This window comes from Deltaproteobacteria bacterium, assembly GCA_016210005.1.
GTDB lineage: Bacteria > Desulfobacterota > Binatia > HRBIN30 > JACQVA1 > JACQVA1.
The window spans coordinates 1-23376 of sequence record JACQVA010000203.1; the positions used below are offsets into that span (position 1 = coordinate 1).

The window sequence follows — 23376 nt, forward strand, 5'->3', positions numbered from 1 at the left end:
GGAACGGCACGCTGTACATTGGGGTGACCTCACAGCTGGCAACGCGGGTGTGGCAGCATAAGAGCAAGGTAGTGGAGGGTTTTTCGGCCAAGTACGGCGTTGACAAGCTGGTCTACTACGAAGCGCACGGCTGCGCAGAGAGGGCAATCGTGCGGGAGAAGCAGCTGAAGAAGAGGCGCCGCGCTTGGAAGATCGAGCTGATCGAAGCTCAGAACCCGGACTGGCGAGACCTATGACGAGATCGTGTAGCGCTGGCGGGTGGTAGCGAGCCGGTGCCGTGGATTCCCGCTTTCGCGGGAATGACGAATTGCGTCGCTTTCGGCCATGGGCCTCGGCCTGACAGTACACAGTACTGTCAGACTGGTGAGGATTTGCCCGGGCGGCTGCACGTTACCCACGGATTTGTCGCACATCCCCGCCCTGGCGCAGCGCGGCCGCGCCGTTGCAATGCGGCCGAATTCCGGGTAGCGGCTGACGCTTATGAACGGCTCGGGCTCGCGCTGGTGGCAACGCCCATCGACTTGGATTCTGGCCATCGTTGTGTTCGCGGGGGTGGTGCGCCTGACCAACATCGAGTGGGACCAACGTCACTTCTTTCACCCCGACGAGCGCCGGGTCGCCTATGCGGTGCAGGACCTCTCCTTCAAGCCGCTCCAGCTCAATCCCAAGTTCTTTGCCTACGGCTCGCTGCCGATCTATCTGACCAAGATCACCAGTAGCCTGCTCGGGCTGCTCGACCCCCGCCTCGGCCATTACGACAGCGTCATCCACATCGGGCGGGCGGTTACGGGCGTGCTGGGGACGCTGACGGTGTTGCTGACGATGCTGCTCGGCTTCCGCATCTACGACCGCGCCGCCGGCATGCTCGCCGGCTTCCTGCTGGCGGCCTGCGTCCTGCACGTACAGAACTCGAAATTCGGCTGCGTCGACGTCCCACTGACGTTTCTGGTGTTGCTGGCCCTGTATTGCCTGATGGGCGTCGTGCAACGCGGGCGGACGCGCGATTTCGTTTACGCCGGGCTCGCCATCGGGCTGGCGGGCGCCACCAAGGCCAGCGCCTTTCCGATGATGCTGCCACTGCTGGTGGCGGCAACGCACCGCTGGCGCAGCGGCGACCCGCTGGGGGTGACCCTGCTGCGCCTGGCGACAGCCCTGGTCGCCGTCTTCGGGGCCTTCGCCTTCGGCGAGCCGTACGCGATCGTGGACTTCTACAATGTCTGGCAGGCGGCGGACCAGGGCCATCTGCTCGGCAACCTCAAGTACTTTTGGAGCCATGCGCCGCAACAGAGTCAGTTCTTGCGCGACCTGATCGAACAAAGCGGCATGGTGCGCAATGCCGGCCTGTTCCCCTACACCAACCAGTACGTCGGCACCGCCAAGTACGGCTACGAGCTGAGCCAAATCATCCTGTGCGGCATGGCGCCGTTGCTCGGCTTGGCCGCGATCTGGGCCACCGGCCGGCGGGCCATCGGCATCTGGCGCGAGCGCGCGGAAGAAGTCGTGCTGCTGGCGTGGGTCGTGCCGTTCTTCCTGGTTACCGGCTGGTTCGAAGTCAAGTTCATCCGCTACCTGCTGCCGATCTACCCGCTGATGATCCTGTGGGCGGCCGAGTGGTTGGTGCGGCTCAACCGCCGCGGCAGTGTTTTCGGCCGCCTGGCGCTGCCGGCCACCGTGGTCGGCACCATGGCGGCGCTGGTGGCGTTCCTGTCGATCTACACCCGCCCGCACACGGTGGTGCAGGCCTCCGAGTGGCTCTACAAGTTCGTGCCCGCCGGCACCAAGATCCTGTCGCAGGATTGGGACGAGGGCTTTCCGATGCCGCTGCCCGGCCCCGGGATGCACCCCGAACGCTACAAGATCGTGACCTTCGGCTACTACGAACCCGATAGCCCGGCGAAGATGCGCAAGCTGGCGACCGAGCTGGCGCAGTCCGATTACGTCGCCTTTCAGACCAAGCGGCTGTATGGGGCCCTGACTCAGGCCTCGCAAAAGTTCCCGCTCAGCAGCAACTATTTCTATTTGCTGTTCGCCGGCGATCTCGGCTTCACCCTCGTCCACGAAGTCTCGGCGCGGCCGAGCCTGTTCGGCCTCGAGTTTCCCGACGAACTCGTCGACGAGTCGTTCACCGTCTACGACCATCCCAAGGTGTTGATCTTCCGCAACGAAGGCCGCCTGGAGGCGGAGGCGGTGTTCAACCAGATCATGCACGGCCTGCCGTCGCAGCCACTCACTCGCCGTGATCTGCTGCTGGCACGGCCGGGCGCCGAGGTCGGCGGTGTGATCAGCGAGCCGATCCAGTCCAGCCTGGCAGCGTTTCTCAGCTTCGCCCTGTTGGTGGAGGGCCTGGGGCTGGCGCTCTATCCGCTGGCGCGGCGCTATCTGGGCGGGGCCAGCCCCTACGCGTTGTCCAAAGTGCTCGGGGTGTTGCTGTTCGCGTACGTGCCGTGGCTGCTGGTCAGCCTGGGTCAGGCGGAGTTCACCCGCGAGACGTTGACCGTGACGGTGCTCGGGCTGGGCGCGATCGGGCTGATGGGCTGGCTGCGCCGGCGCAGCCAGCCCATCAGCGCCGACCACGGCGAATGGGTTGCCAGCGAGCTGCTGTTCTGGGGCGCCTTCCTGTTCTTCCTGCTCGTGCGCGCCTTCAACCCGGAAGTCTACTGGGGCGAGAAGCCGATGGACTTCTCGTTCCTCAACGCCCTCAGCCGCGCCACCACGCTACCGCCGCCGGAGCCGTGGTTTGCCGGGCACGACCTCAACTACGTCTACTACGGCCACTACCTCGCCGCTGCGCTCGGCAAGGTCTGTCACATCCATCCGGCGCTCACCTTCAACCTGGCGATCGCCTTCTTCGGCGGGCTGACCGCGGTGGCCGCCTTCGCCCTCGGACGTACGCTCACCGGCAGCTGGCGGCTCGGCACGGTGGCGGCTTTATTCACCACCTTGCTCGGCAATCTGTCCGGACCGCGCGAGTACATCGAACGCCACAGCATGAATTTCGATTACTTCTGGGCGACCTCGCGGGTGATCAAGGACACCATCAACGAGTTCCCGCTGTGGAGCTTCCTGTTCGCCGACCTGCACGCGCACGTGATGGTGATCCCGTTTTCGCTCACCTTCCTGACACTGCTGGTGGCGTGGACGCGCCAGCAGTTCGACGAAGTCAGCACGCGCTCCCCCCGCAGCCTGCTGCTGGTGCTGCTGGGCTTTGGACTCGGCACCATCATGGTCACCAACGGTTGGAGCACGCCCACCTACGTGTTGCTGCCGCCGTTTGTCCTGGGCTGCCACTGGCTGGGCGCGAGCAGCGGCCGGCGCTTCGGCACTTTCGCCGCCCAGCTGTTCACGCGGGTGGTGTTTCCGAGCATCTTGATAGTTCTGCTCGCCTACGCGCTCTATCTGCCGTTCTTCCTCAACTTCACGCCGCCCGAGCGCAACTGGGGCTGGGAACTCGGGCCGCTGGCCCGGCCGCGGGACTACGCCCAGATTTTCGGCCTCTTTCTCTACGTGCTGCTGCCGCTGTTCTTCGCTGTCTGGCTGCGCGTGTTGCGGCCGCGGCCGGCGCCGGCATTGACGATCGCGCCCGCGAATCTCGCACCGAGCAGATGGCGCCCGCGGCGCGCCTGGCTAGAGGCGCTCGCCGACCCGCCGGCAGTCGACACCGGCGAAGATGCTGCGGCGAAAACGGCCGAGCCGGGGCCGGCGGAGGAGGCCTCGGTGTTCCCGTGCGAGCTGCCCGAGGACGCGCCGGCCTGCGAGGTTGCGGCCGAGGCGCCGCCGCTGCCAGTGCCGGCGCCGGCTTTGCCCGCGCCGGTGCCGCGTTGGCCCGGGGTGTTGCGCATCGTAGTGGTCAGTCTGGTCGGGCTCGGCGCCATCGCCGGCTTGTTGGTGTCTAACCGCTTGTTTCTCGCGGTCATCGGCCTGCTCGGGTTCCAGCTCGCCCTCAGCCGGCGGATCAGCGCGCGGCAGCGGCTGCCGATTGCGTTGGGCGCGTTCGGCTTCTTCGTCACCGCCGGCTGCGACGTCGTCTACGTCTGGGACCGGATGAACACCATCTTCAAGTTCTATCTCGACTCGTGGCTGATCTTCTCCGCCGCCGCCGCCGCCGCCATCGGCGAGCTGTGGGACGGCGGCCTGCTCGGCCGCATCGGCCGCGCCATCTGGCAGGCCGGGCTGGTGGTACTGATCGCGGTCGCCGCCTTTACCGGCGCGAGCGGCACCTATGGTGTTCTTACCACCTACCGCGTGACGACACCCAAGCCGACCCTTAATGGGATGGCCTACCTGGAAGAGCGCGCCAACTACGAGCTGGCCGCCTTCAACTGGCTCAACCAGCGCATCAGCGGCATTCCGGTCATCGCCGAAGCTTACGGCCCGTCGTACCAGGAGTTCTCGCGGGTCTCGATGAACACCGGCCTGCCCACCGTGTTGGGCTGGGAGTACCACGTCATTCAGCGCTCGCACACGCAAGCCGACATCAACCGCCGCAAGGCCGACCTCAAGTTGATCTACACCAGTGATAATCAGGAACAGGTACGGGCGGCGCTGGAGCGCTACCACGTCGCCCTGGTGTACGTCGGCGCCCTCGAGCGGCGCACCTACGGGGGCGCCAACCTGGAGCAGTTCAAGCAGTGGCCCGCGCTGCTCACGCCGGTTTACGAGAACGCGGCGGTGAGCATCTTCGCCGTCAGCGGCGTCTTCACCGGCGGGATTCCGGTGACCACGGTTGAGGAAGTGCCGCGGGTGGGCGAGGAAGAGGCGGTGGCGCCGCCGCAAGAGCCCGAGGGCCAGCTGCACCAGCCGCGCGGCATCGCCGTCGACAGCCGCGGCGCGGTCTATGCCACCGACTTCGGCAATGCCCGCATCCAGAAATTCTCCCCCGAGCTGCGCTTCGAGCTGGCCTGGGGCGAGCGCGGCGAGCTGCCCGGCCAATTCCGCGATCCGTGCGGGATTGCGGTGGGGCCGCAGGACCTCGTCTACGTCGCCGATACCTGGAACCACCGCGTGCAGGTGTTCGGTGCCGACGGCAAGTATCAGCGCGAATGGGGCGCCGGCTTCTACGGCCCGCGCGGCATCGCCGTCGATGCCAAGGGCGCGGTCTTTGTCGCCGACACCGGCAACAACCGCGTGCTGCGCTTCTCCCCGACCGGCGATCAGGAAGCCGCCTGGGGCGGCGCCGGTAAGGAACCGGGCAAGTTCGCCGAGCCGGTCGGTATCACCACCGATGCCCGCGGCCAGGTGTACGTCTGTGACAACGCCAATGCGCGGGTGCAGATCTTCGACCGCAACGGCGCCTTCGTAAGCAGCTTCCCGGTGCCCGGCTGGGAGTCAAAGGTGTACTCGGAGCCTTACATCGCCGTCGAGCCCAAGGGGACGATCTGGCTGAGCGTGCCGGGGGAGAAAGAAGTGCGCGCTTACGATGCCGGCGGCAGGCTGTTGCGCACCATCACCGGCCAGGCGATTGCGACGGCTCGCTTCGAGACGCCCATGGGCATCGCCATCAGCCCGGCCACCAAACAGGTGGTGATTTCAGATTTGGAGCATCGCGTACTGCATTTCCCGTATGAAACTCGCTGAGCGCTGGTTCGTTCGGGGCCCGCTCGCAGCGGTGGCGTTGGCGAGCGGGGCGGCCGGTCAATACTGGCTGGTGGGGGCGTTCGCGCCGCTGCGGGCCGCCATCGCCTGGGCGGTGGCGGCCATGGCCTTTGTCCTGCTGTGCCTGCTCGATCGCAGCGGGCGGGAGCTGCCGGCGGCGGACGAGCCGCTGGCGCCGGCGCTGGAGTGGCCGCTGGCCCTGGCAGTGATCGCCACCGGCGTGTTCTTCCGCACCTTTCACCTCGAGCAGTTTCCGCCCGGGCTGAATCACGACGCCGCTTGGAACGGGCTGTACGCGGCGCAGATCCTTCAGGGCATTCCCTACACGCCCTACGTGGCCTCGGCCTGGGGGCGCGAAAGCCTGCCGATGTACTTGCAGGCGGCGGCGATGAAGCTCGTCGGTCACGAGCATCTGGCGACGATGTTGCCGGCGGTGGCGGCGATGGTGCTGATGCTGCCGCTGTTCTACCTGTGGGTGCGCGCCATGTTCGCCGCCCCCGCGGCGCTGGCCGCGACGCTCTTCCTCGGCGCTACCGGCTGGCCGCTGGTGTACGGCCGCATCGGTTGGGGAGCAGGGCTGCAGCCGGCGTTCACCACCATGACCTGTCTGTTCTTCTGGCGCGGCCTGCTGCGTGCGCGGGTCAGCGACTTCGCGCTCAGCGGCGTCGGGCTGGCGCTGACGCTCAACACCTACAACGCCTCGCGGATCTTCCCGGCGCTCTTCCCGCTGTTTGCGCTCGCCTACCTCGCCCAGCACCGCAACCTGCGCGAGCAGTGGCGGCGCTACTGGATCGGGGTCACGGCGATGTTCCTGGAGTTCGCCGTGGTGATCGCGCCGCTGGCCTGGTACGCGGCGACTCACTGGATCCAGTTCATGGGCCGCGCCAACGCCCTCTACGCCCCCACCGAGCGCGGTTGGGCCAATTTCAAGGCGGCGGCGTTGCTGTTCAACTTCTTCGGCAACAGCGACGATTTCTTCGTCAAGACGCCGCTGCTGGAGGCGCCGGCCGCCGTCTGTTTCGTCTTCGGCGTGCTCTGGTGTCTGGTGCGCCTGTTCGACACCCGCGCGCTGTTTCTTGCGCTCGGCCTACTGATCGGCTTGGTTCCCGGCCTGATCACGCGGCCGAACGCCAATCATTGTGTCGGCGCGTTGCCCTTCACCTACATCTTCGCCGGCCTCGGACTGCTGTACTTCGTGCGGCAGTTCGCCCGGCTCGGACGCGCCGGGCTGGTGGGCGCACTGGCGCTGGCGTTCCTGGTCGGCGCAGCGCAAGTGAGGGCGACGTACAGCGAATACCTCGGCGCTAACCGCCGCGACATCTGGGGCTACTATCCCGAGACCACGGTGCTGGGCCGCTACATGCGCACGCTCGCCGGCCGCTACGCGATCTGGGTGGGGGGCGCGAACTTCCCGCGCGATACGCTGACGTACTTTACGTACATGGGCGAGGGCGACCCTTTCCAGCGGCAATACACCTGGGTTGACGACTTGACGTCGCTGTTGAATCAGCCGCCGCAGCCACCGCCGGGGCGGGGGCTGGCCCTGATTCTGTCGACGATCGATGCCTCGCCCGGGGTGTTTGCGCAGCTGCTGCCGCGTTACCCCGAGCACGAGATCGTCGACCTGCGCTATCCGGTCGAAGACGGTCCGGTGTTCGCGCGTGCGTTGCTGGTTGAGCGCGCGGCGGTGCCGGCGCCGATGGCGGAACCGGCCGCAGCGCCCGCGGGACCGATACTCTGGACCGGGGGCCGCGGTTTTGCCCCCGGGCAGTTCAACACGCCCAAGGGCATCGCCCGCGGCGAGCGCGGCGAGTTCTACATCGCCGACACGCTCAACCATCGGGTGCAAAAGTTCGATGCCAGCGGAGCGTTCGTGGCCGCCTGGGGGCATCACGGCCGCGAGCCGGGTTTGTTCAACGAGCCCCACGCGCTGGCGCTCGACCATGAAGGCAACGTGCACGTGGTCGACACCTGGAACCACCGCATTCAGAAATTGGCGCCCGACGGCAAGGTGCTGGCGGTGTACACGCCGGCGAAGGGCTTCTTCGGTCCGCGCGGCATTGCGCTGACCCAGAACCGCGCCTACGTCACCGATGGTGGGAACAATCAGGTGGTGGTGTTCGATCTGGCGGGGAAGTACATCGCCACCTTCGGGCAAGCCGGTTCGGCGGCGGGACAGTTGATGCAGCCGGTAGGCATCGCCGTCGATCGCCAGGGGCTGATCTGGGTGGTGGACAGCGGCAACAACCGTTTGCAGGCGTTCGCCGCCGAGGGCGGCTCGGTGCGCACGCTGCCGGTGCCGAATTGGCAGGGCGATCAGATTAAGGAAGGGTACCTGGTGATGGCCGGAGATCGGTTGATTCTAACCGATCCGGTGAGCGAGCGCCTGTTGCAGCTGCGCGGTGAGCAACTGGAGGTGCTGGAGGCCGGTACGCAGCTGGTCGGCCCCTCCGGCATCGCCGCTGACAAGACCACGCTCTACGTCACCGAGCGCAGCCGCCACGCCGTCGTGCGGGTGGCAGTGAGCGGGCCTCCTGATAGAAAATGAACCACCGAGACACAGCGGGCACAGAGCAAACCCGCAGAATCCCGTTTTCGCAAAACCGGCACACGGCTAAGACGATGGGCGCGGGACGCGCTCTTCCAGCTCGCGCTTGAGTAGCGCGACCGCTTGCGTCAAGCGGCGGATCGAATCTCGGTGCGACGACAGCACCAATGAATAGTGCAGGACGATCGCCAGCAGAAAGAGAAACGCCACCAGGAACAGCAGCGACGGCGGGTAGCTCACGCCCAGTGACAGGGCGATACGATCGAGCAGCGGACGATAGACCGACAAGAGCAGCAGGGCGATACCGGCGCCGATCCACAGCAAGGCGTAGCGTTCCTTGAGCCGCGTGCGGCGCACCGCTTCGATGACGAAGACAATGAGCGCCAGGCTGAACAGGATCGCCAGCGTTTGCAGCGCATACAACGGAGCCAACATAGTGCCATCCCTCCTCCGGTCGTCAGCGGCGCCGCAGCCGCTCCATCAGCACGGCCAGCATGACGTTGAGCATGTAGAACGCGGAGCGGGTAACACCCGCCAGCGATGAGCGCCCCGTGGTGCGTGCCCGCATGACTACCGGCAGCTCGCGGATACGGCAGCCGGCGCGGGTGGCGAGCACCAAGGCTTGCGTCTCTGGGTAGTCGTCGGGCTGGAAGCGGGCGAGCAGTTCGAGGGCGCGGCGATTGAGGCCCCAGTAGCCCGAGGTCGGATCGGTGACGCGGGTACCGACCATGGCGCTGAGCACGCCGAGCACCGCGATCCCGAGGCGGCGGGCCACGGTGGACTGGAACCCCTGTCGTGCCAAGAAGCGCGAGCCGACGACGATGTCCGCCACGCCGGCGTCGAGGAGCGCGGTGAACTCCGGGATGTACGCGGGGTCGTGCTGGCCGTCGGCGTCCAGCCGCACGACGGCGTCGTAGCCGTGCGCGAGGGCATAGAGGAAGCCGGTCTGAACGGTGGCGCCAATGCCGAGGTTGCAGGGGTGGCGCAACACGTGTGCCCCGGCCGTGCCGGCGCTCGCAGCCGTGGCATCGCTTGAGCCGTCGTCAATAACGGCAACATCAACGCCGTTGGCCCGCACCGCGGCCACCACCGCCGCGATGCTGGCGGCCTCGTTGTACGCCGGTATAACGACAAGTAAGTGCACAGACTAACCTCCCGTTACTCCGCTCATCGGCATTAGTCCTTGAGCGCGATCTCGCGCACACCCATGCCGTGATGCACGAGCCAGCCGAAAGGAGCCCATACCGACAGCCGCCGGCGGCGCTGGATAGTGCGCCGCTTCCGCCACGCCCCAGGCAGCCCGTGCAAGGCTGCCAACACTGCTCGTATGAACACGATCAGCAGCCCGCTGGCGGAATGCGCGTCGGCGAATCGGCCGGCCGCACCGCGGCGCTGGAAGACCGCCAGAGCTTGCACGCACAACCGCAGCGCCGTGAACGGTAGGCTCATAACCAGCAGCGGCAGTGGCAAGCATTTCACCGCCACCCAAAGCCGGTTGCGTTCTACCAGGAACGCCTTGAGCGGCGAATAGTGCGCGGTGGACGCCGAGTACTTGTGATAGACGATCGCCTTCGGCACGTAACGGCAGCGCCAGCCGGCGAGTTGCGCGCGCAAGCCCAGGTCGGTGTCCTCGCAGTAGGCGAACAGATCTTCATCAAACAGGCCGATATCGGCGAGCATCTCGCGGCGCAGCAGCATCGCACACCCGCTCGCCAGCAGGATCTCTTCTTCGGCGTCGTACTGCCCGCGATCCACATCGAGTCTTCCGCGGCCGCGGCTCATCCCGTCCGGGTAGAGCAAGAGCCCGACGTTGTCGATCAGCCGGCGGTCGGAGAACGACAAGATCTTCGGAGCGCACAGCCCGGCCTGCGGGCAGCGCTCGGCCGTGTCCACCAGTGCCCGGAGGCAATTCTGATCTACTTCCGTGTCGTTGTTGAGCACGAACAGATAACGCCCGCGCGCGGCGCAAATACCGGCGTTCAAGGCACCGCCATAGCCCCGGTTGGAATCCAACGCGATGACGCGGACCGCCTCGCCGAAACGCTCGTGCACCAATGCCACCGAGCCATCCGTGGAGCCGTTGTCGACCAGTACGACTTCCGTTGCAGCCAGGGCTTGGCCGAGTAGCGAGGAGAGACAGACTTCAAGGTGTTCGCGACCGTTCCAATTGACGATGACGGAGGACACGGCAATCGCGGCGTCGCCATCATCGAGTCCAACTGCGCCCGCAGTCGTCCGCACGGTTCTATTTACCACGACCACCCAGTCATCGGGCTGCTCTTGTATCGCGCTCGCGGCGCGAACGCCATGACGCCGAGTGCCGCGCGCCGCGCTTGTTCTCGATGCGGCGGGCCAGCGGAGCACCGCCGGGTGTCTTCCGTGTTGCAAGTCCGGCCCGCGGCCAAGATACTGCCCATAGACAAGTATCTATTGCTGGCTGGTCACAGCGCATGATAGAAACGCACGGCTTACGAAGTCATTGCATAGTTGAAAGGGGGGCCGCCATGAATCGACCTATGCTTGCGGGCTTACTATGTGCGATTGCTGCGATTACGCTAACGGCGGTAACGTCGGCGAGTGGTTGTGCCCCCGGCCAATGTCCCGGCTCCTTTCAGGTGCGAACGATGGGCGACCCCACCACGATGCAAATCCCCCTGGCGTGGGATGCGGTTCCCGGAGCCACCGGCTACATCCTTGAACGCAGCTTGTCGTGCGACTTCTCGCCGACTAGCACCGTTGCCGTTGATGAGATGGGCGTGAACTCCGGTACTTTGATCGGCGGATACACGCTCGGTGTTCCAGGGGCGCTCGGGTCCGACAGCAACACGGCGCTGTTGCTCAACGGATCGACCGGCCTGGTAAACCTGGGCAACCATGCCAGCATCGACATAACGTACAGGCAGAACGGGCTGACGCTTGAAGCCTGGCTCAGTGCACCATGGTTCGGCCCATATTCGACAATCGTGGGTAAGAGCCGAAACGCTTCAGCAACCAACTATGGCTTCGACATCGGGGAGGGAAGGCTCTTTCGATACTGGACTGGGGACGGAGGTTGGAACACACAAACTTGGGACTTCCCGCTCGCCACCAACACCTGGTATCACGTGGTCTTGACGCACCGCACCGATGGGACGGTGTATCTCTGGCTCAACGGCGCGCGCCAAGCCATGCGGGTCAACACCAGTACGCCGATCAAGAGCCCCGACCCTGCAGCGATTGGCAGCCAGACCGGACTGGCGCCGGCTTGGCCTTTCTCCGGCAGCCTAGACGAAGTCGCGATTTACGATCACGCGCTTGCGGATGCACGCATCGAGGCACACTACAACAGCCGCGACAGCGGCAACTACAGCGCGGAGGTGCTCGCGGATGCGCCTGTTGCCTACTGGCGGCTCGGTGATCACGGCGGCCCAACGAGCATTAACCTCAGCGCCGCAGCCACCGCTTACGGCGACACCGGTCGAGAGCCCGATGACAAGTGTCGCTTCTTTGTGGACAACGGGCCATGCCCGCTGCAACCGGGGAGCCCAAGATTGCGGGCCGAGGTCACCTACAACTACCGTGTAAGGGCACAGCACCCTAATGGCGAACTCATTTCGGACTGCGTCAGTGCTCAGCTCGGAACCGCACCGATACGCGGCTTGGCCGGCGATCTGTGGGCTGACGTGGTGCTGGGAAAGCCCGACTTCGGCCAGAATGCGGCGGTGCTGCCGCTCGTGAATTGGACGGAGCGGCCCGCCGGAGTCTTGATCGACAAGCGCCAGGCGAATGGCCCCAGCCGAGTGTACATCGCGGACGCAAACCACAATCGCATCATCGGCTTCGATCACATCGGGCGATGCGGCGATGCGGCCCCGTGCACCGTAGACGGCGACTGCGTAAGCGGCGCGTGCGCTCTCGATCCTAGTACCCTGCTTCCGTCCATTGTCTTGGGCCAGCCGGACTTCACCGGTACTTCGGCCTGCAACGGCGACGGCACGGGCCAGTTGTTCCCGGGCCGCGCCCCCGCGAGCGCCTCTTCACTGTGCCTGATCCCACCGCTGCAAATCAGCATTGCGGAGGTGGTTTACGGTTCGCTGATGGACACCGATGACAACGGCGCGTTGTACGTGCCCGACGTCTTCAACAACCGCGTCCTGCGGTACGATGATCCGTTCAACTCAGCCAATACCGCGGCCGCGGACGCCGTTATCGGCCAGAGCGATTTCGCCGAGAATGTCTGCAACCGGGGCTTGCCCGCCGGTGCCCCCATCGATTGCGCCATGCTCTGCCTCGAAGGGGACCGCCATGCGGGCGTGGCCATCGACGACGAGGGCAACCTGTGGGTGGCAGATGTGGGCAACTACCGTGTGCTGCGTTTTCCGAAATGCCCGCGCAACAACTCCAGCGTTTGCAGTGGTGTGCCCGCCGGGGAGCACGCCAAGCAGGCCGACGTGGTGTTGGGCCAGCCTGACTGCGCTAGCCGGTCTCAAAGCGGAACCGGCCGGGGCCTCACCCAGTTCTTCCAACCGTTGGACGTAGCGTTCGACCGGCAGAGCAGAACCCTATATGTCGCTGATGCGGGTGATTGGGGTTGGATCCCGTCACGGTTGCTGAAGTTCACGCCGCAAGCCGGGGACTTCACGACCGGCATGTCCGGTGCGGCGATACCGATTTCTCCCCCGCAGCAGTTTCCGGGTACGCCACCGCAGCTGTGCGCTCCAAGACCAATCGAGATCACTTTGGACACGAGCCCGGACGGCCTGTGGGTGCGCTACGACGCGGATGTGTGCGTGGAGCGAGTCAACACCGCGACCGGCCAGCCTTCGTTGCGCATTTCGCAGTTTGGTGGGCCGATGCGCGGCGTTGAGGTTGACCGCTCCGGAAACCTCTTTGTGCTGGATACCTTTGACTATCTGTTTCGTTTCGGGCGCCCCGCCCTGGAGTCCGTCCTGGAGGCGCAACGCGCCGGCCTGCGTGAGCCCGTCTTTGTTCAACCCGCCGCCGGCTGGTTTAGCGCGAGCTGGACGCAATCCAGTAAGGGCGTTGCAGTTCTCAGCGACCCGAGCGGGAACGGCGGCGATCAATTGATCAACGCCGACTGGAACCGGCTGCTGATTTACAACAACTGGGATGCGAGCACCGCCCAAAGCGGCGCCGCCGCGGATGACCTGTTCGGCGAGCCCAGCTTCACCTCCAGTAGCCAGTGGCCGCACCAGCAGTTTGGGTTTCCGCAAGCGGTCGGCAACCAACTCTGGGTTACGCGTGGCACGAATTCGGCCACCGATCTGCTCGTCTTCTCCTACCCGGTCTCGAACAGCTCCACCCCAGCGGTCATCCCGCTCACCGTGCGCCCGGGCTTCGATGGGTTCCCCGTGCTCGGTTGCCCCGGTGCGGCGTACTGCAATTGCGCTGGGCAGGGATGCAACGGCAACCGCATCTATGCCTCGGGAAGGCCTCTCGATTTCGCTGTGCACGCCGCCGCTGATGAAGCTTGGGTGGCAGACCGCTGGAATCACCGCGTCTTCCGCATCAGGAATATAACCAACCCGGCGCAGCGCTTCGTGGACGTGGTCCTCGGGCAACCGAGCCTCGCGCAAACCCAAGGCAACCAGGGTGGTTCATTGCCCCGCGCCGACACGCTCTTCACGCCCTACTCCGTGGCAACCGATGCCAACGGAAATGTGTACGTGACGGATAACGGCGAAGAAGGGGGCACCAACAATCGCATGCTCGAGTTCGATGGCGCGCTGTTCGACACCAGTGCGGGCGCACTGTTCGGCGTACCGGCGTCCCGCGTCTTTGGCGCCGACGGGGACTTCAACGTCAACGGCTTCTCGGCCACCCGCGACCCGTATATCAGCCCCTTCGAGGCGATCTTGCATCCGCTGGGGCCAATGACCGTGGCGAGTAACCCTTATCCCAATACTCAGCGGTTTCCGCTGGTATACTTGAACCCGCTAGCCGAGAGCTTGCCGCAGCTCATGCTCGGCGACATGACCTCGTATCCTGATGCCAGTGGCGCGGTTGACAATTACGGGAATCTCTACATCGCCGACAACAATTGGGGAAGGGTGCTCGTTTACAGGAATCCCTTTCAGAGCGCCCTAGGTTCGCCGCCGCCGACCCCGACCGGCCCGACGCCAACACCAACTCCGAGTCTAACGCGAACGCCGACTCGCACACGAACGCCGACCCCGCCGCCGCCAATTTGCGGTAATGGTGCCCGCGAGCTCGGGGAGGAATGCGATGATGGCAATACCACCAGCGGTGATGGCTGTTCGAGTACCTGCACCTACGAGCGCATCCCTGGTAACGGCAGTGGCAGTGTGATGACCGACCGCCGTGCTTGCTTGCTCGAGTGGTCGGTGGTGAATCCCAACAACGTCCCTGCGCTCGATTCGCGCGGCCGGCCCAACTCGAACCAAAGCTGTCGCAACAACGACTCGAGCTGCGACTTCGACCTCGACTCCAACAACCGCACCTGCGAGTTCCGCGTGGTGGCCTGCCTGAACAACACCGATCCGAACCTGCCCACCTGCCCGCAGCTCGGTGTCGCCAATTCGATCCGGGTGCTCTTGCCGAACGCGTTGCGGGATCCCATAAACTACAGCAGCCTCACCACGGCCCTGCAAAGCCTGCGCGATGCGACAACCGGAGAGACGCTCAGCCTGCCCGTCGATTTCTCGCGCACCAACGTCTGTACGGAACCCTTTGCCATCCGCGTTCCACTACTGGGCAACACGCGCGTGAGCGCCGGGCGGCGTTTCCTGATCAGCCTCAGTCGATCGTCATCGCCTTCGCCGCCATCGCTACTGGACGCGGATCGGCTGACCTTGACCTGCAAGCCGTAAGGGGGGCCGCGGCTCCGTTTCGAGCAATCAGTGGGAGCTAGCCCCCGCTTCCGGCAGCTTGCGGAGCTCGACCGTTCGGGGCCGCCGCCGAGCACCGCGGGTCGGCCGCAGCCAGGCGGTAGAAAGGCACGAGATTGAACTTCTCTTCATCGCCGCCTTCCCGTCGCCATGACAGCCTTGCCGTGGGCTCGATCATGAGCGCGTTGAACCGACCTTTCATTGAGAAATGATGCGGCCCTACCGACAAGGCGACGGGCACCTGGTTGCCGCCGGCGATGCGCGTCTCGTCGATCGTGACGGTGACCGTGCCTTCGTAGAACTCGGGGAGGAACACGTACGAACCCGGTTCGGTGATGGTAAAGTCGCCTTCCCAGACGGCGTCGATCCAGCGCGCGGCCTGCTCGTGACGGAATGCGGCCTCGCGCACGGCGCCCGGCCAAGTCATGGTGTCAATGAACGGAACGGTCATCGTAAAGCTCTCAATGACCTTTTCGTGCTCGTCGCGCAGCTCGAAGCGGGCGCGGGCGCCAGCGCATGCACCGTCGCGCAGCAGCGGCGAGTCGGCGGCGATTGCCGGTGTGGCAATGCTGCTGTACGCAATCTTCGTCGGAGACCGCGTTTCTTCACCGCGAAATTCGAATTGCAGTCCTGGCAGGATGTACTCGAAGTACTGCGCGCCGTCGCGCAGCATGGTCGGCGTGCAGAGCAGCAAGACGGCATCACCCTGGAGTTCGCTTAGCTTGCGCAGGGTTTCGTGCACATCCCAGGCCGCAGTGCCGCGAACCGCACCACCGAGCAGCCACGACGCGTCGTTCTCCTGAAACACCACGTTGGCATTGCTCGGGATCAGGCCGATCACCTGCTTGCCCACGGTGTTGGCTCGCAACCAAACAGAGAGATACGCCAGATCACTGCGATAGTGTTGCCGGGTGACCGGTGAGGTCCAGAGGTCCCACACCAGTTGGCCATTCCAGTAGGCTGACCCCAGCACGCCAGCGGCCAGCAACGCCAGCAACGCGCCTCGCCCGGCGCGGCCGAAGCTGCGCTGCGCTGTGGCGACCAGGCCGCCGGCACCGATAGCCGCCAGGGCGTAGACGTACTGAATCGTGGCTTGGAGCCGCAACGGATCGAAGTTGCCGGTTGCGATCACGGTGCCGACGAAGGTTACCCCGAACGCGCCTACCACCAGCCCGTAAAAACCTCGCAGGCACATCAATGCGCAGTACCCGATCCCAAACAGCATCAGGCTGCCGGTGACGGGATCCACTTGCGGGCGGCTGTTGACATTGCGGACCGGGTTGCTGTCGCCCTGGGTGTAGAACAGGCCGACGGCCTGGGCGGTGCGCTCCCAACGCTTGGATAAGATGCTCGACCACGAATCGCGCGGCCCGTAATAGTCCTCCTGCGCCCGCGCCCGATTCCATCCGTTCAGGTACTCGTGCGTGAATTGGTTTTCGAGCCGATGCGTGAGCGGAATGAAAATACCGGCGACGAGGCTAGCAACCAGCAGCGTCGGCGCCACCACCCGGAGCAGGTTCGCGCCATTCCTGTTTGATATGCGGGCCAGGTTGGCAACCACCACACCTGCCAGTGCGAGCCCAACCAGCGGCCGGAACGCGATGTACGTGATCGTCGAATATCCTGCGAGCAATCCGACCCACGGATACACCGCCCACAATCCGCGCACCGCCGGGCCGGCCAACAGCGCCAAGCAGCACATCGTGATCAGCCCGTCTGGATGACCCGGGATGCGGTTGATGATGCTGTCCCAGCCGGAAACCGCGAGCAGCGCGGTGCCCACCACGGCTCCCGCCGGCCCTGACAAGGCGCGGAACCAGAAATACGCCGGGATAATCTTCAGCAGGTTCACCACTGCGAACACCTCCCGCACAGAGCGCAGGGTCGGCCCGCCGATCCAAATCCCGAGCCCCGCGATGGCAGCTTGGCTCATGAATTCCCAGCGACCACGGTCACCGGTGAGAAAGCGTGTGCCGAACTGGCCGGCCTGCAGCTCCTCCACTTGCGACACCGCGTCCGGGGGCGGGAAGTTATCGAAGTTGGCGAGTCGAAACGCCGCCGCAACCGCAAACGCGACGACCAGGACCGCCCACTCCCACCGGCTGAGCCGATTGCGCGCGGGGCTGAGCGGAGCTTGGAGCAGGCGCAGGCCCAGGCTCATCACCGGCGTTGCGACGAACCACGTCAGCCATGCCCGATCGAAATTCGCGCCCCAATCGGCCGAGAGCTGCTGGGTCGCATCGAACCAGAGCGCCGCCCCGAACAGGGTTACCAACCCGCCGGTGATACGACGCCACCTTTGTGGAGCCAGCCCCCATTGGCGGCCTTGCGATTGGGTCCAGTCGGTAATGGTGAACCCGGCCTGCCACGCCGCTGCGCCCAGCGCCGCCGCCAGAAGTAGCCACCAGCCGATCTGTTGATCCGGCCGGGTGGCCAACAAGCCTTGCGCCGCTGCCACCAGCGCAAGCGAGACCGGCAACGCCAGCGCGCGGACCGCAAGAGACGGAGACGTCACCTCGGCTGCTGCATGGTCGGGTCTTGGCAAGGTTTGCTCCATTGGTTTCGCAACAAAGATCGGGCCTCAGGCCCCCGGTTGAAACATGCCGCTACCTTGCCACTGCCCCCGGCACTCGGCAAGCAAGCCCCGCGGAGCTTGGCGACTACGTGGTGCGGGCTCGCCCATGTGGGCCATCATCGACCGCAACGCCAGGCGCATCCAGAGAGTGCGATGACGGCAACACCACCGCTGGTGATTCCGCCAGCTTCTCGCAGGGCAGCGTGTTGAACATGGCGGCGGTCGCCCGCGAGTGCGCCGTGTTGTCGGCGAAAGTCGTCCAAGACTACTTCAGCATTCTCGAAGACCTGCTGATCGCTGTCCGCCTGCCGGTGTTCACCAAACGTGCCAAGCGCCGCCTGATCGAGCACCCCAAGTTCTACTATTTCGACGCGGGGGATCGCTCTTCAGACGCGGCCGGGGCGACAGGTTCCTCCTTCCCGCCCCGGCACGGCGATGCTACACAGGCTGGCCATGGGCGAGGCCACTCGGGCCGGGGTGACGGTCACTGGCAATCCTGCGCGGGTGCTGCGCGCCGGTTGCCGGTTCGGGTGGCCGGTGGCGCTGCTTCCGCTGGCTTGGCTCGATCCCGACCACCGCCAGGTGGGCCTGCTGCTGAGTTGGCTGGCCGCGCAGGCGCTCTATCTGCTGCAATGGCCGCGGCCGCGCGGGTTAATCAGATGGCGGGCGCCGCTCGCCTTGCGACTGGCGCTGGTGGCCTATGCCGCCGCGCTCTTGGTCATCTTCTGCTTGGTCTACGATAACTGGCGCTGGGCCGCCACCGCCGACTCGCTCAACTTCTACGAGATCGGCGCCGAAATGGTGCGCGGCAACCCCGACATCAACCCGCTCGGCGCCCGCGGTATCTTCGAGCAATGCACCGTCGTGCAAGCCACCCTGCAAAACGCCTTCATGTACCTCTCGCCCTCCCTGTTCGCGCACCGGCTGGGCAACCTGCTGACGTCCGCGCTGCTGGTGCTAGCCGCGTCGGCCTTCGCCGGGCAGACCAGCGGGGCGACCGCGGGGCTGCTGATGGCGCTGTTCCTGCCCCTTAACAGCGTGTTTGCTGTCTTCACTCTTATCAGCTACCCCAACCTCTCGGGAGTGTTGCCCTACTACGCTGCCTATGCCTTGTTCGTGGCCGCGTGGTCGGTGTGGGAGAGTGACTTCTTGTGGGCGGCCTTGGGGCTGGCGTGCGGCCTGGCGGCGTACTTCCTGCCATTGTGGCTGGCGGCGGTGGCAGCGGTGAGCGCCGGCGTGGTGCTGTCGGCGCTTTACTGGCGCCGGCCGCGGATCTTGCTGATTTGGGCCGGCGGCGCGTTGGTCGCGCTGACACCGGCGCTGCTGCAGTTCGAGACTTTCATCCGCGTGCTGTTCGTCTTCCGCCCGATGAGCGGGCTGACGTTGGACTACGTCGCCCGGATGACTTGGCAGGCGCTGCTGTTGCCCTTCTGGTCGGAGATGAAATCCTACGGCGCGGGTGGCGGCTGGCTGGCGCCGCCCTTCAACTACTTGTGGCTGGCCGGGGTGGTGCTGGCGCTGACCAGCGCCGGGCTGACGGTGCTGCGCCGACCGCGCGCGCGGGTCTTGCGCTACGCCTGGGTCTGGCTGCCGCTCTTCTGCGCTGATGCTCTCGGACTGGCGATGGCCAACAGCGGCTATTCGACCGTGTCGCTCAAACGCGCCATCGTCATGCTCCCCAACATGACCTTCCTGATGGTGTTGCCGCTGGCGTGGCTGGCGGAAAGGATACAACGAACGGGCGCGACCGCAGTGCTGATCTTGTGCGCCTTGGCGGGCTACGCCTACGTCAACACCGCCACGCTGGCGGCGGCGCAGTTCGGCTACACCGTCGCCGACGGCGTGATCCGGATGCAGCAAACCGTCCCCGGACGCGTGCTGCTGATCTCGCCCCACGAGGATATCCGCCGGAAGTTCGCTGCCAACGGCGACGAGGACGATCTGGTGCAGCGTATCTTTCAGGTGCGCGAGCGCGCCGTGGTCAGCGCCGCCGTCCCGCAGCAGCGCGCCGACTTCGACCGCGCGGCCTGCTTCTCCCGCCATCTCGACGGCCAGGAGTGGGGCGATCGGGTGCAAGCGGCACTGGCCGGGCTCTGCCCGAATGCGCCGGTCGAGCCCATCACCGCCGAGCTCGAATGCGTCAGGTGTGATCCGCGATGACGAGCAGCGCAAGCCCCGGGCGGCGCCACGGCGAGCGACGGCGGTTGGCCGTGTTGGCGGCACTGGCGGCGGCCTTGATCTGTGCGCAGGCGGCGATCTTCTTTCACCTCCAGTGGGCAATCGCCAGCGCGGTGCTGGTGCTGGCGGCCGCCGGTATCGCCGTCGTGATCGGTGCGCCCCCGGCCGCGGAGCCGGACCTGGCGCCGGCAACCGCGGCCTCGCGCTGGCAGCGGGCGGCGGGAGTAGCGCTCGCGCTGGCCGGCATGCTGATCGCCGCATGGGCGGCGTGGCAGCTCACCATCAACTGGGCCGGCCGATTCGACCTGGCGGCGCCCCTGGCGCTGCTGGGCACGCTGATCTGCTCGGCCGGAATCGCGATCGCCGACCGGCGGGCGCAACCGTTCACCTTCGGCCGCGAGGCCATGCCGCGCTGGGAGCGCTGGGCGCTGCCGGCGATAGTCGTTCTGGCGTTCGCGTTCCGCTTCTACCGCTTCAGTGATTTTCCGCCACCCGACGGTATCTGCGCGATCGAGGAGCCGCAGACCGGGCAGCTGGGCTGGGAGATCCTGCGCGGGGCGCGGCCGTGGGAGTTCTTGCTCGATCGCTGGCTGGCGGCCGCCGGCATTCGACTTGGCGGCGCCAACCTCACCGCCGTGCGCCTGCCGTTCACCATCGTCAGCGCGCTCACGGTGCTGCCGCTGTACTGGCTGCTGCGCTGCCTGGTGTCGCGCGCTGTGGCCGTGACGGTGGCGCTGCTGTTCGCGGTCTGCCACTGGCATCTGGTTTACGCGCGCTACGCCCACAACATTTATCTGACGACGTTCTTGGTCGTGGTGATCCTGTACCTGATGGTGCGGGCGCGCCAGGACAGCCGCTTGGCGTTCTATCCCTGGATCGGCTTGCTCTCCGCTTACACGCTCTACACCTACGCCGGCTATCGCGGCACCACGCTCTTCGTCGGCCTGTTTCTCGGCGGCGCCTTGGTGGTCGATGCCTGGCGGGCGCGGCAGGCGCTCAGCCCCACCCGCCGCCAGCGCACCCGGCGCTGGCTGCAGCGCCAAGTGCTGGCCAGTGCGCTGGTGGCGATCGCCTACCTGGTGCCGCTGGTGCCGCTGGTGCGCGCCGTGATTTATAGCCCGTGGGGACCGAACTACTACTTCGAGGCCGCTCACCGCGCCGTCGACGATTCAGGCTACTACAACCCGTCGCTGGCGCGCTCGCTCGCGCTGCGGCTGGAACGCTTGCGCCACACCGCCATGATCTTCAATCACGCCGGTGAAGACTATGCCACGATGAACCTGCCCGGCGTCCCCATGCTCGATCCGGCCACCGGCGCACTGTTCACCGCCGGCCTGTTCTACTGCCTGCTCTGTCCGCGGCGGCGGCACCAGGGCTTCTTCGCCGCGATGTTCTTGGTGCTGCTGATGATGGGGACGGTGTTCGTGCACAATTTCGATGTGCGGCGCTTGCAAGGCATCATCCCGCTGATCTTCATCCTGGTAGCGCTGCTGTTGGAGCGCGTGCGCGAGCTGCTCGCCGCTGCCGGCCGGCGCGGCGAGCTGGCCTTCGCCGGCCTGCTGGCGGTGGTGCTGCCGATCTCCTACGCCCGCAACATCGACGTGTACTTCGTCAAGATGATGAATTCAGCGCAGGTGCTGGGCGCGTTTCACAATCGGTATACGGTGGCGATCCGCTACTTGCACCAACTCCCCGATAACGCCTTCTTGCTGCTGGTCGCCGACCTCGGCAACTTCTTTCAACCGAGCGACTACGAGTGGATGCGCGGCACACGCGTGCCGGGGCAGGCTACCAGCGACCTCTACCCGCTGCTCGAAGGCCAGCCCGGACGCTGGCCGGGAAAAGAGCTGTACGTGCTGCTCAAGGAGCCGTACGCCACGCAGGACCTTGCCGCCTTCCTGCGCGAGCAATTTCCCGGCACTACCTGTGGGCCGGTCGATGCGCCGCATCATCGCGAAGAGCGCTACGTCGGCTGCCACGTCGCCGTGCCGAGCCAGCAAGCCGAGGCGCCGCGGCCCGCCTGGGTCGGGCAAGGCGGCGGACTGCGGGCGCGCTACTATCACGGCGACGCCGCGCAGCCGTTTGTCGATCGCGTGGAGCCCTGCGTCGAGTACGCGCTTACGCCCAATGTCTGCCATCTCGACGACGAGCGCCGGGCGCCGCCGTGCCGTGTGAGCTGGGAAGGCACTTGGTCGGTCGAGGCCGAAAGCGAGGTCGCCTGGCAGCTCGAAACTCGCGCTGCGCAGGCGCAGATCTTCATCGACGGCGAGCCCGCCGGCCAGCTGACCCGCTTGCAGCCCGGCCCGCACACCATCTCGATCACGGCAGAGCTGGAGCAAGGCGAAGAGAACGGCGTGCGGGTAAAATGGCGCCAGCGCGAGGGGGGGCGCGGGGCGTTGTTGCCGTTCTATCGCCTGACGACGCCAGCTCGCGACGGAGGCTAGCTAGCGCGCTACTCGGTCCACGAACGTGGCAACGCCGGGGTGTTTGCGGTGAAGACGACACGGTATTTTCAGTAGGTGCGCAAAGCGGCCGGACCGCGCTAAGATCCGCGACCAGTGGCTCAGCCACGTGTTGGAGGGTGAGATCGCGGTCCAAGAGAACGCGATTGAGGTGAACCGATGACGGATCGACTACTGGTAGGGCTGGGGCGCTTCATGATCCCGGTCCCGGGCATGATCTGGCACCGCCTGGTAGCGGCCAACGCGCGCAAGACCCGCGCCGGCCTCGGCTTCATGGCGGCGGATCATCACCGGGTCCGTGACTACGTGGTCACCGAGCTGCCTCGCGCCGGTGCGCCGCTGCCGCCGGAGGCGATCGCCACGGCGCTCGACCTCCCCTTGGCGCGAGTGCGCAGCGTGCTCGACGAACTCGAGAAGCGCCTCACGTTCCTGTTTCGCAACCAGCACGGAGCGGTAACCTGGGCGTATCCGGTGACGGTGGACGAGACCCCGCACCGCGCCCGCTTCAACAACGGCGAGCAAGCCTACTCGCCTTGAGCCATCGACACCTTTGCTATGCCCTTCGTGCAAGGGCACCTGAGAAACGAGCCGGTGGCGGTCAGCATCCGCAGCGAGTGCGCGCACTGCGCGCGGCCGCTGGAGATCGAGATCGACAGCCAGCTGCACTACCGCGTCGCCGAGAGCGCCGCGCCGCTGGTCTTCGTCCCGTTGGTGGACTTCGCCAAGCTGAAGGACCCCAGCATCATAAATGTCTTCTGACGAAAGTCGGTATTCTTCTGGTCAGAAGAACATGCCAGAACACAGCGTCGCAGCCAGGGAGGAGCCCGGGGGCTGTACCTGACCTTGGGTCAAGCCGCCTACATCACGCCAATCGCCCAAGGGGCGTTGTTCGCTTTCCCGCGGCGATAAGTCTGGCGTCGTTCTCCTCTATGTCCGTGCGCCGGCGCGGGTTCGTTGCCGACACCCTCCCACGGGCGGGTGGCGTAGCGCCCCCACGGGGCCAAGGCCCACAAGGGGTGCGCGACAAATTTTTGGGTAACGTGGTTCGGTGTTATGGCCGTCATTCCCGCGAAAGCGGGAATCCAGTTTGGCGTTTGGCGCTATGGACAAGCAGTTCTGCGTTTACATCCTGGCGCAGGCGCACGGCTGAGCAGAGAGGGCAATCGTGCGGGA

The 23376-nt window shown here is 65.9% G+C and carries 12 protein-coding genes; 8 read left to right on the forward strand and 4 right to left on the reverse strand.

The window, feature by feature from the left end; translation table 11 throughout:
- The 3 genes from HY699_19825 to HY699_19835 all read left to right on the forward strand — a co-directional run.
- On the forward strand, nt 1-236 hold a 236-nt coding region (locus tag HY699_19825), incomplete at its 5' end, for a GIY-YIG nuclease family protein (GenBank protein ID MBI4518059.1).
- Between the two features lie 244 nt (nt 237-480).
- Nucleotides 481-5574, forward strand: coding sequence for an SMP-30/gluconolactonase/LRE family protein (locus HY699_19830; protein MBI4518060.1), 5094 nt, complete (start codon nt 481-483; stop codon nt 5572-5574).
- Nucleotides 5561-8140 (forward strand): 6-bladed beta-propeller, encoded by a 2580-nt coding sequence (locus HY699_19835; GenBank protein ID MBI4518061.1) that lies wholly within the window; start codon nt 5561-5563, stop codon nt 8138-8140. The genes HY699_19830 and HY699_19835 overlap by 14 nt, the downstream gene beginning before the upstream one ends.
- Before the next feature lie 66 nt (nt 8141-8206).
- On the opposite strand, the gene HY699_19840 is transcribed toward HY699_19835, so the two are convergent.
- Genes HY699_19840 through HY699_19850 form a run of 3 tightly spaced genes read right to left on the reverse strand, consistent with a single transcriptional unit; the run spans nt 8207 to nt 10381 of the window.
- On the reverse strand, nt 8207-8575 hold the full coding sequence (locus HY699_19840) for a DUF2304 domain-containing protein (protein ID MBI4518062.1): 369 nt from the start codon (nt 8573-8575) through the stop codon (nt 8207-8209).
- 22 nt (nt 8576-8597) lie between these two features.
- The gene (locus HY699_19845; protein MBI4518063.1) at nt 8598-9284 is read right to left on the reverse strand and encodes a glycosyltransferase family 2 protein; all 687 of its coding nucleotides are present in this window, start codon (nt 9282-9284) and stop codon (nt 8598-8600) included.
- Between the two features lie 32 nt (nt 9285-9316).
- Nucleotides 9317-10381 (reverse strand): glycosyltransferase family 2 protein, encoded by a 1065-nt coding sequence (locus HY699_19850; GenBank protein ID MBI4518064.1) that lies wholly within the window; start codon nt 10379-10381, stop codon nt 9317-9319.
- Between the two features lie 383 nt (nt 10382-10764).
- Here HY699_19850 and HY699_19855 point away from each other — a divergent pair, with 383 nt between their 5' ends.
- A complete protein-coding gene (locus tag HY699_19855) occupies nt 10765-14970 on the forward strand; it encodes a hypothetical protein (protein ID MBI4518065.1) in 4206 nt (1401 codons plus the stop codon).
- A gap of 37 nt (nt 14971-15007) precedes the next feature.
- On the opposite strand, the gene HY699_19860 is transcribed toward HY699_19855, so the two are convergent.
- Nucleotides 15008-17503, reverse strand: a complete 2496-nt coding sequence (locus HY699_19860) for a hypothetical protein (protein MBI4518066.1) — start codon at nt 17501-17503, stop codon at nt 15008-15010.
- A gap of 513 nt (nt 17504-18016) precedes the next feature.
- Here HY699_19860 and HY699_19865 point away from each other — a divergent pair.
- The 4 genes from HY699_19865 (at nt 18017) to HY699_19880 (ending at nt 22962) form a co-directional block, all read left to right on the forward strand.
- Nucleotides 18017-19723 (forward strand): hypothetical protein, encoded by a 1707-nt coding sequence (locus HY699_19865; protein ID MBI4518067.1) that lies wholly within the window; start codon nt 18017-18019, stop codon nt 19721-19723.
- A complete protein-coding gene (locus tag HY699_19870; GenBank protein ID MBI4518068.1) occupies nt 19720-22185 on the forward strand; it encodes a glycosyltransferase family 39 protein in 2466 nt (821 codons plus the stop codon). Before HY699_19865 ends, HY699_19870 begins: the two co-directional genes overlap by 4 nt.
- Nucleotides 22186-22362: 177 nt before the next feature.
- On the forward strand, nt 22363-22740 hold the full coding sequence (locus HY699_19875; GenBank protein ID MBI4518069.1) for a hypothetical protein: 378 nt from the start codon (nt 22363-22365) through the stop codon (nt 22738-22740).
- Between the two features lie 18 nt (nt 22741-22758).
- Nucleotides 22759-22962: a hypothetical protein gene (locus tag HY699_19880; GenBank protein ID MBI4518070.1), complete on the forward strand. Its 204-nt coding sequence runs from the start codon at nt 22759-22761 to the stop codon at nt 22960-22962.
- Nucleotides 22963-23376: the final 414 nt, after the last annotated feature.

Coding starts and splice junctions, on each gene's coding strand:
- HY699_19830 (MBI4518060.1), top strand. CDS start 481: ATGAACGGCTCGGGCTCGCGCTGGTGGCAACGCCCATCGACTTGGATT.
- HY699_19835 (MBI4518061.1), top strand. CDS start 5,561: ATGAAACTCGCTGAGCGCTGGTTCGTTCGGGGCCCGCTCGCAGCGGTG.
- HY699_19840 (MBI4518062.1), bottom strand. CDS start 8,575: ATGTTGGCTCCGTTGTATGCGCTGCAAACGCTGGCGATCCTGTTCAGC.
- HY699_19855 (MBI4518065.1), top strand. CDS start 10,765: ATGGGCGACCCCACCACGATGCAAATCCCCCTGGCGTGGGATGCGGTT.
- HY699_19880 (MBI4518070.1), top strand. CDS start 22,759: ATGCCCTTCGTGCAAGGGCACCTGAGAAACGAGCCGGTGGCGGTCAGC.
- HY699_19865 (MBI4518067.1), top strand. CDS start 18,017: ATGGGCGAGGCCACTCGGGCCGGGGTGACGGTCACTGGCAATCCTGCG.
- HY699_19870 (MBI4518068.1), top strand. CDS start 19,720: ATGACGAGCAGCGCAAGCCCCGGGCGGCGCCACGGCGAGCGACGGCGG.
- HY699_19875 (MBI4518069.1), top strand. CDS start 22,363: ATGACGGATCGACTACTGGTAGGGCTGGGGCGCTTCATGATCCCGGTC.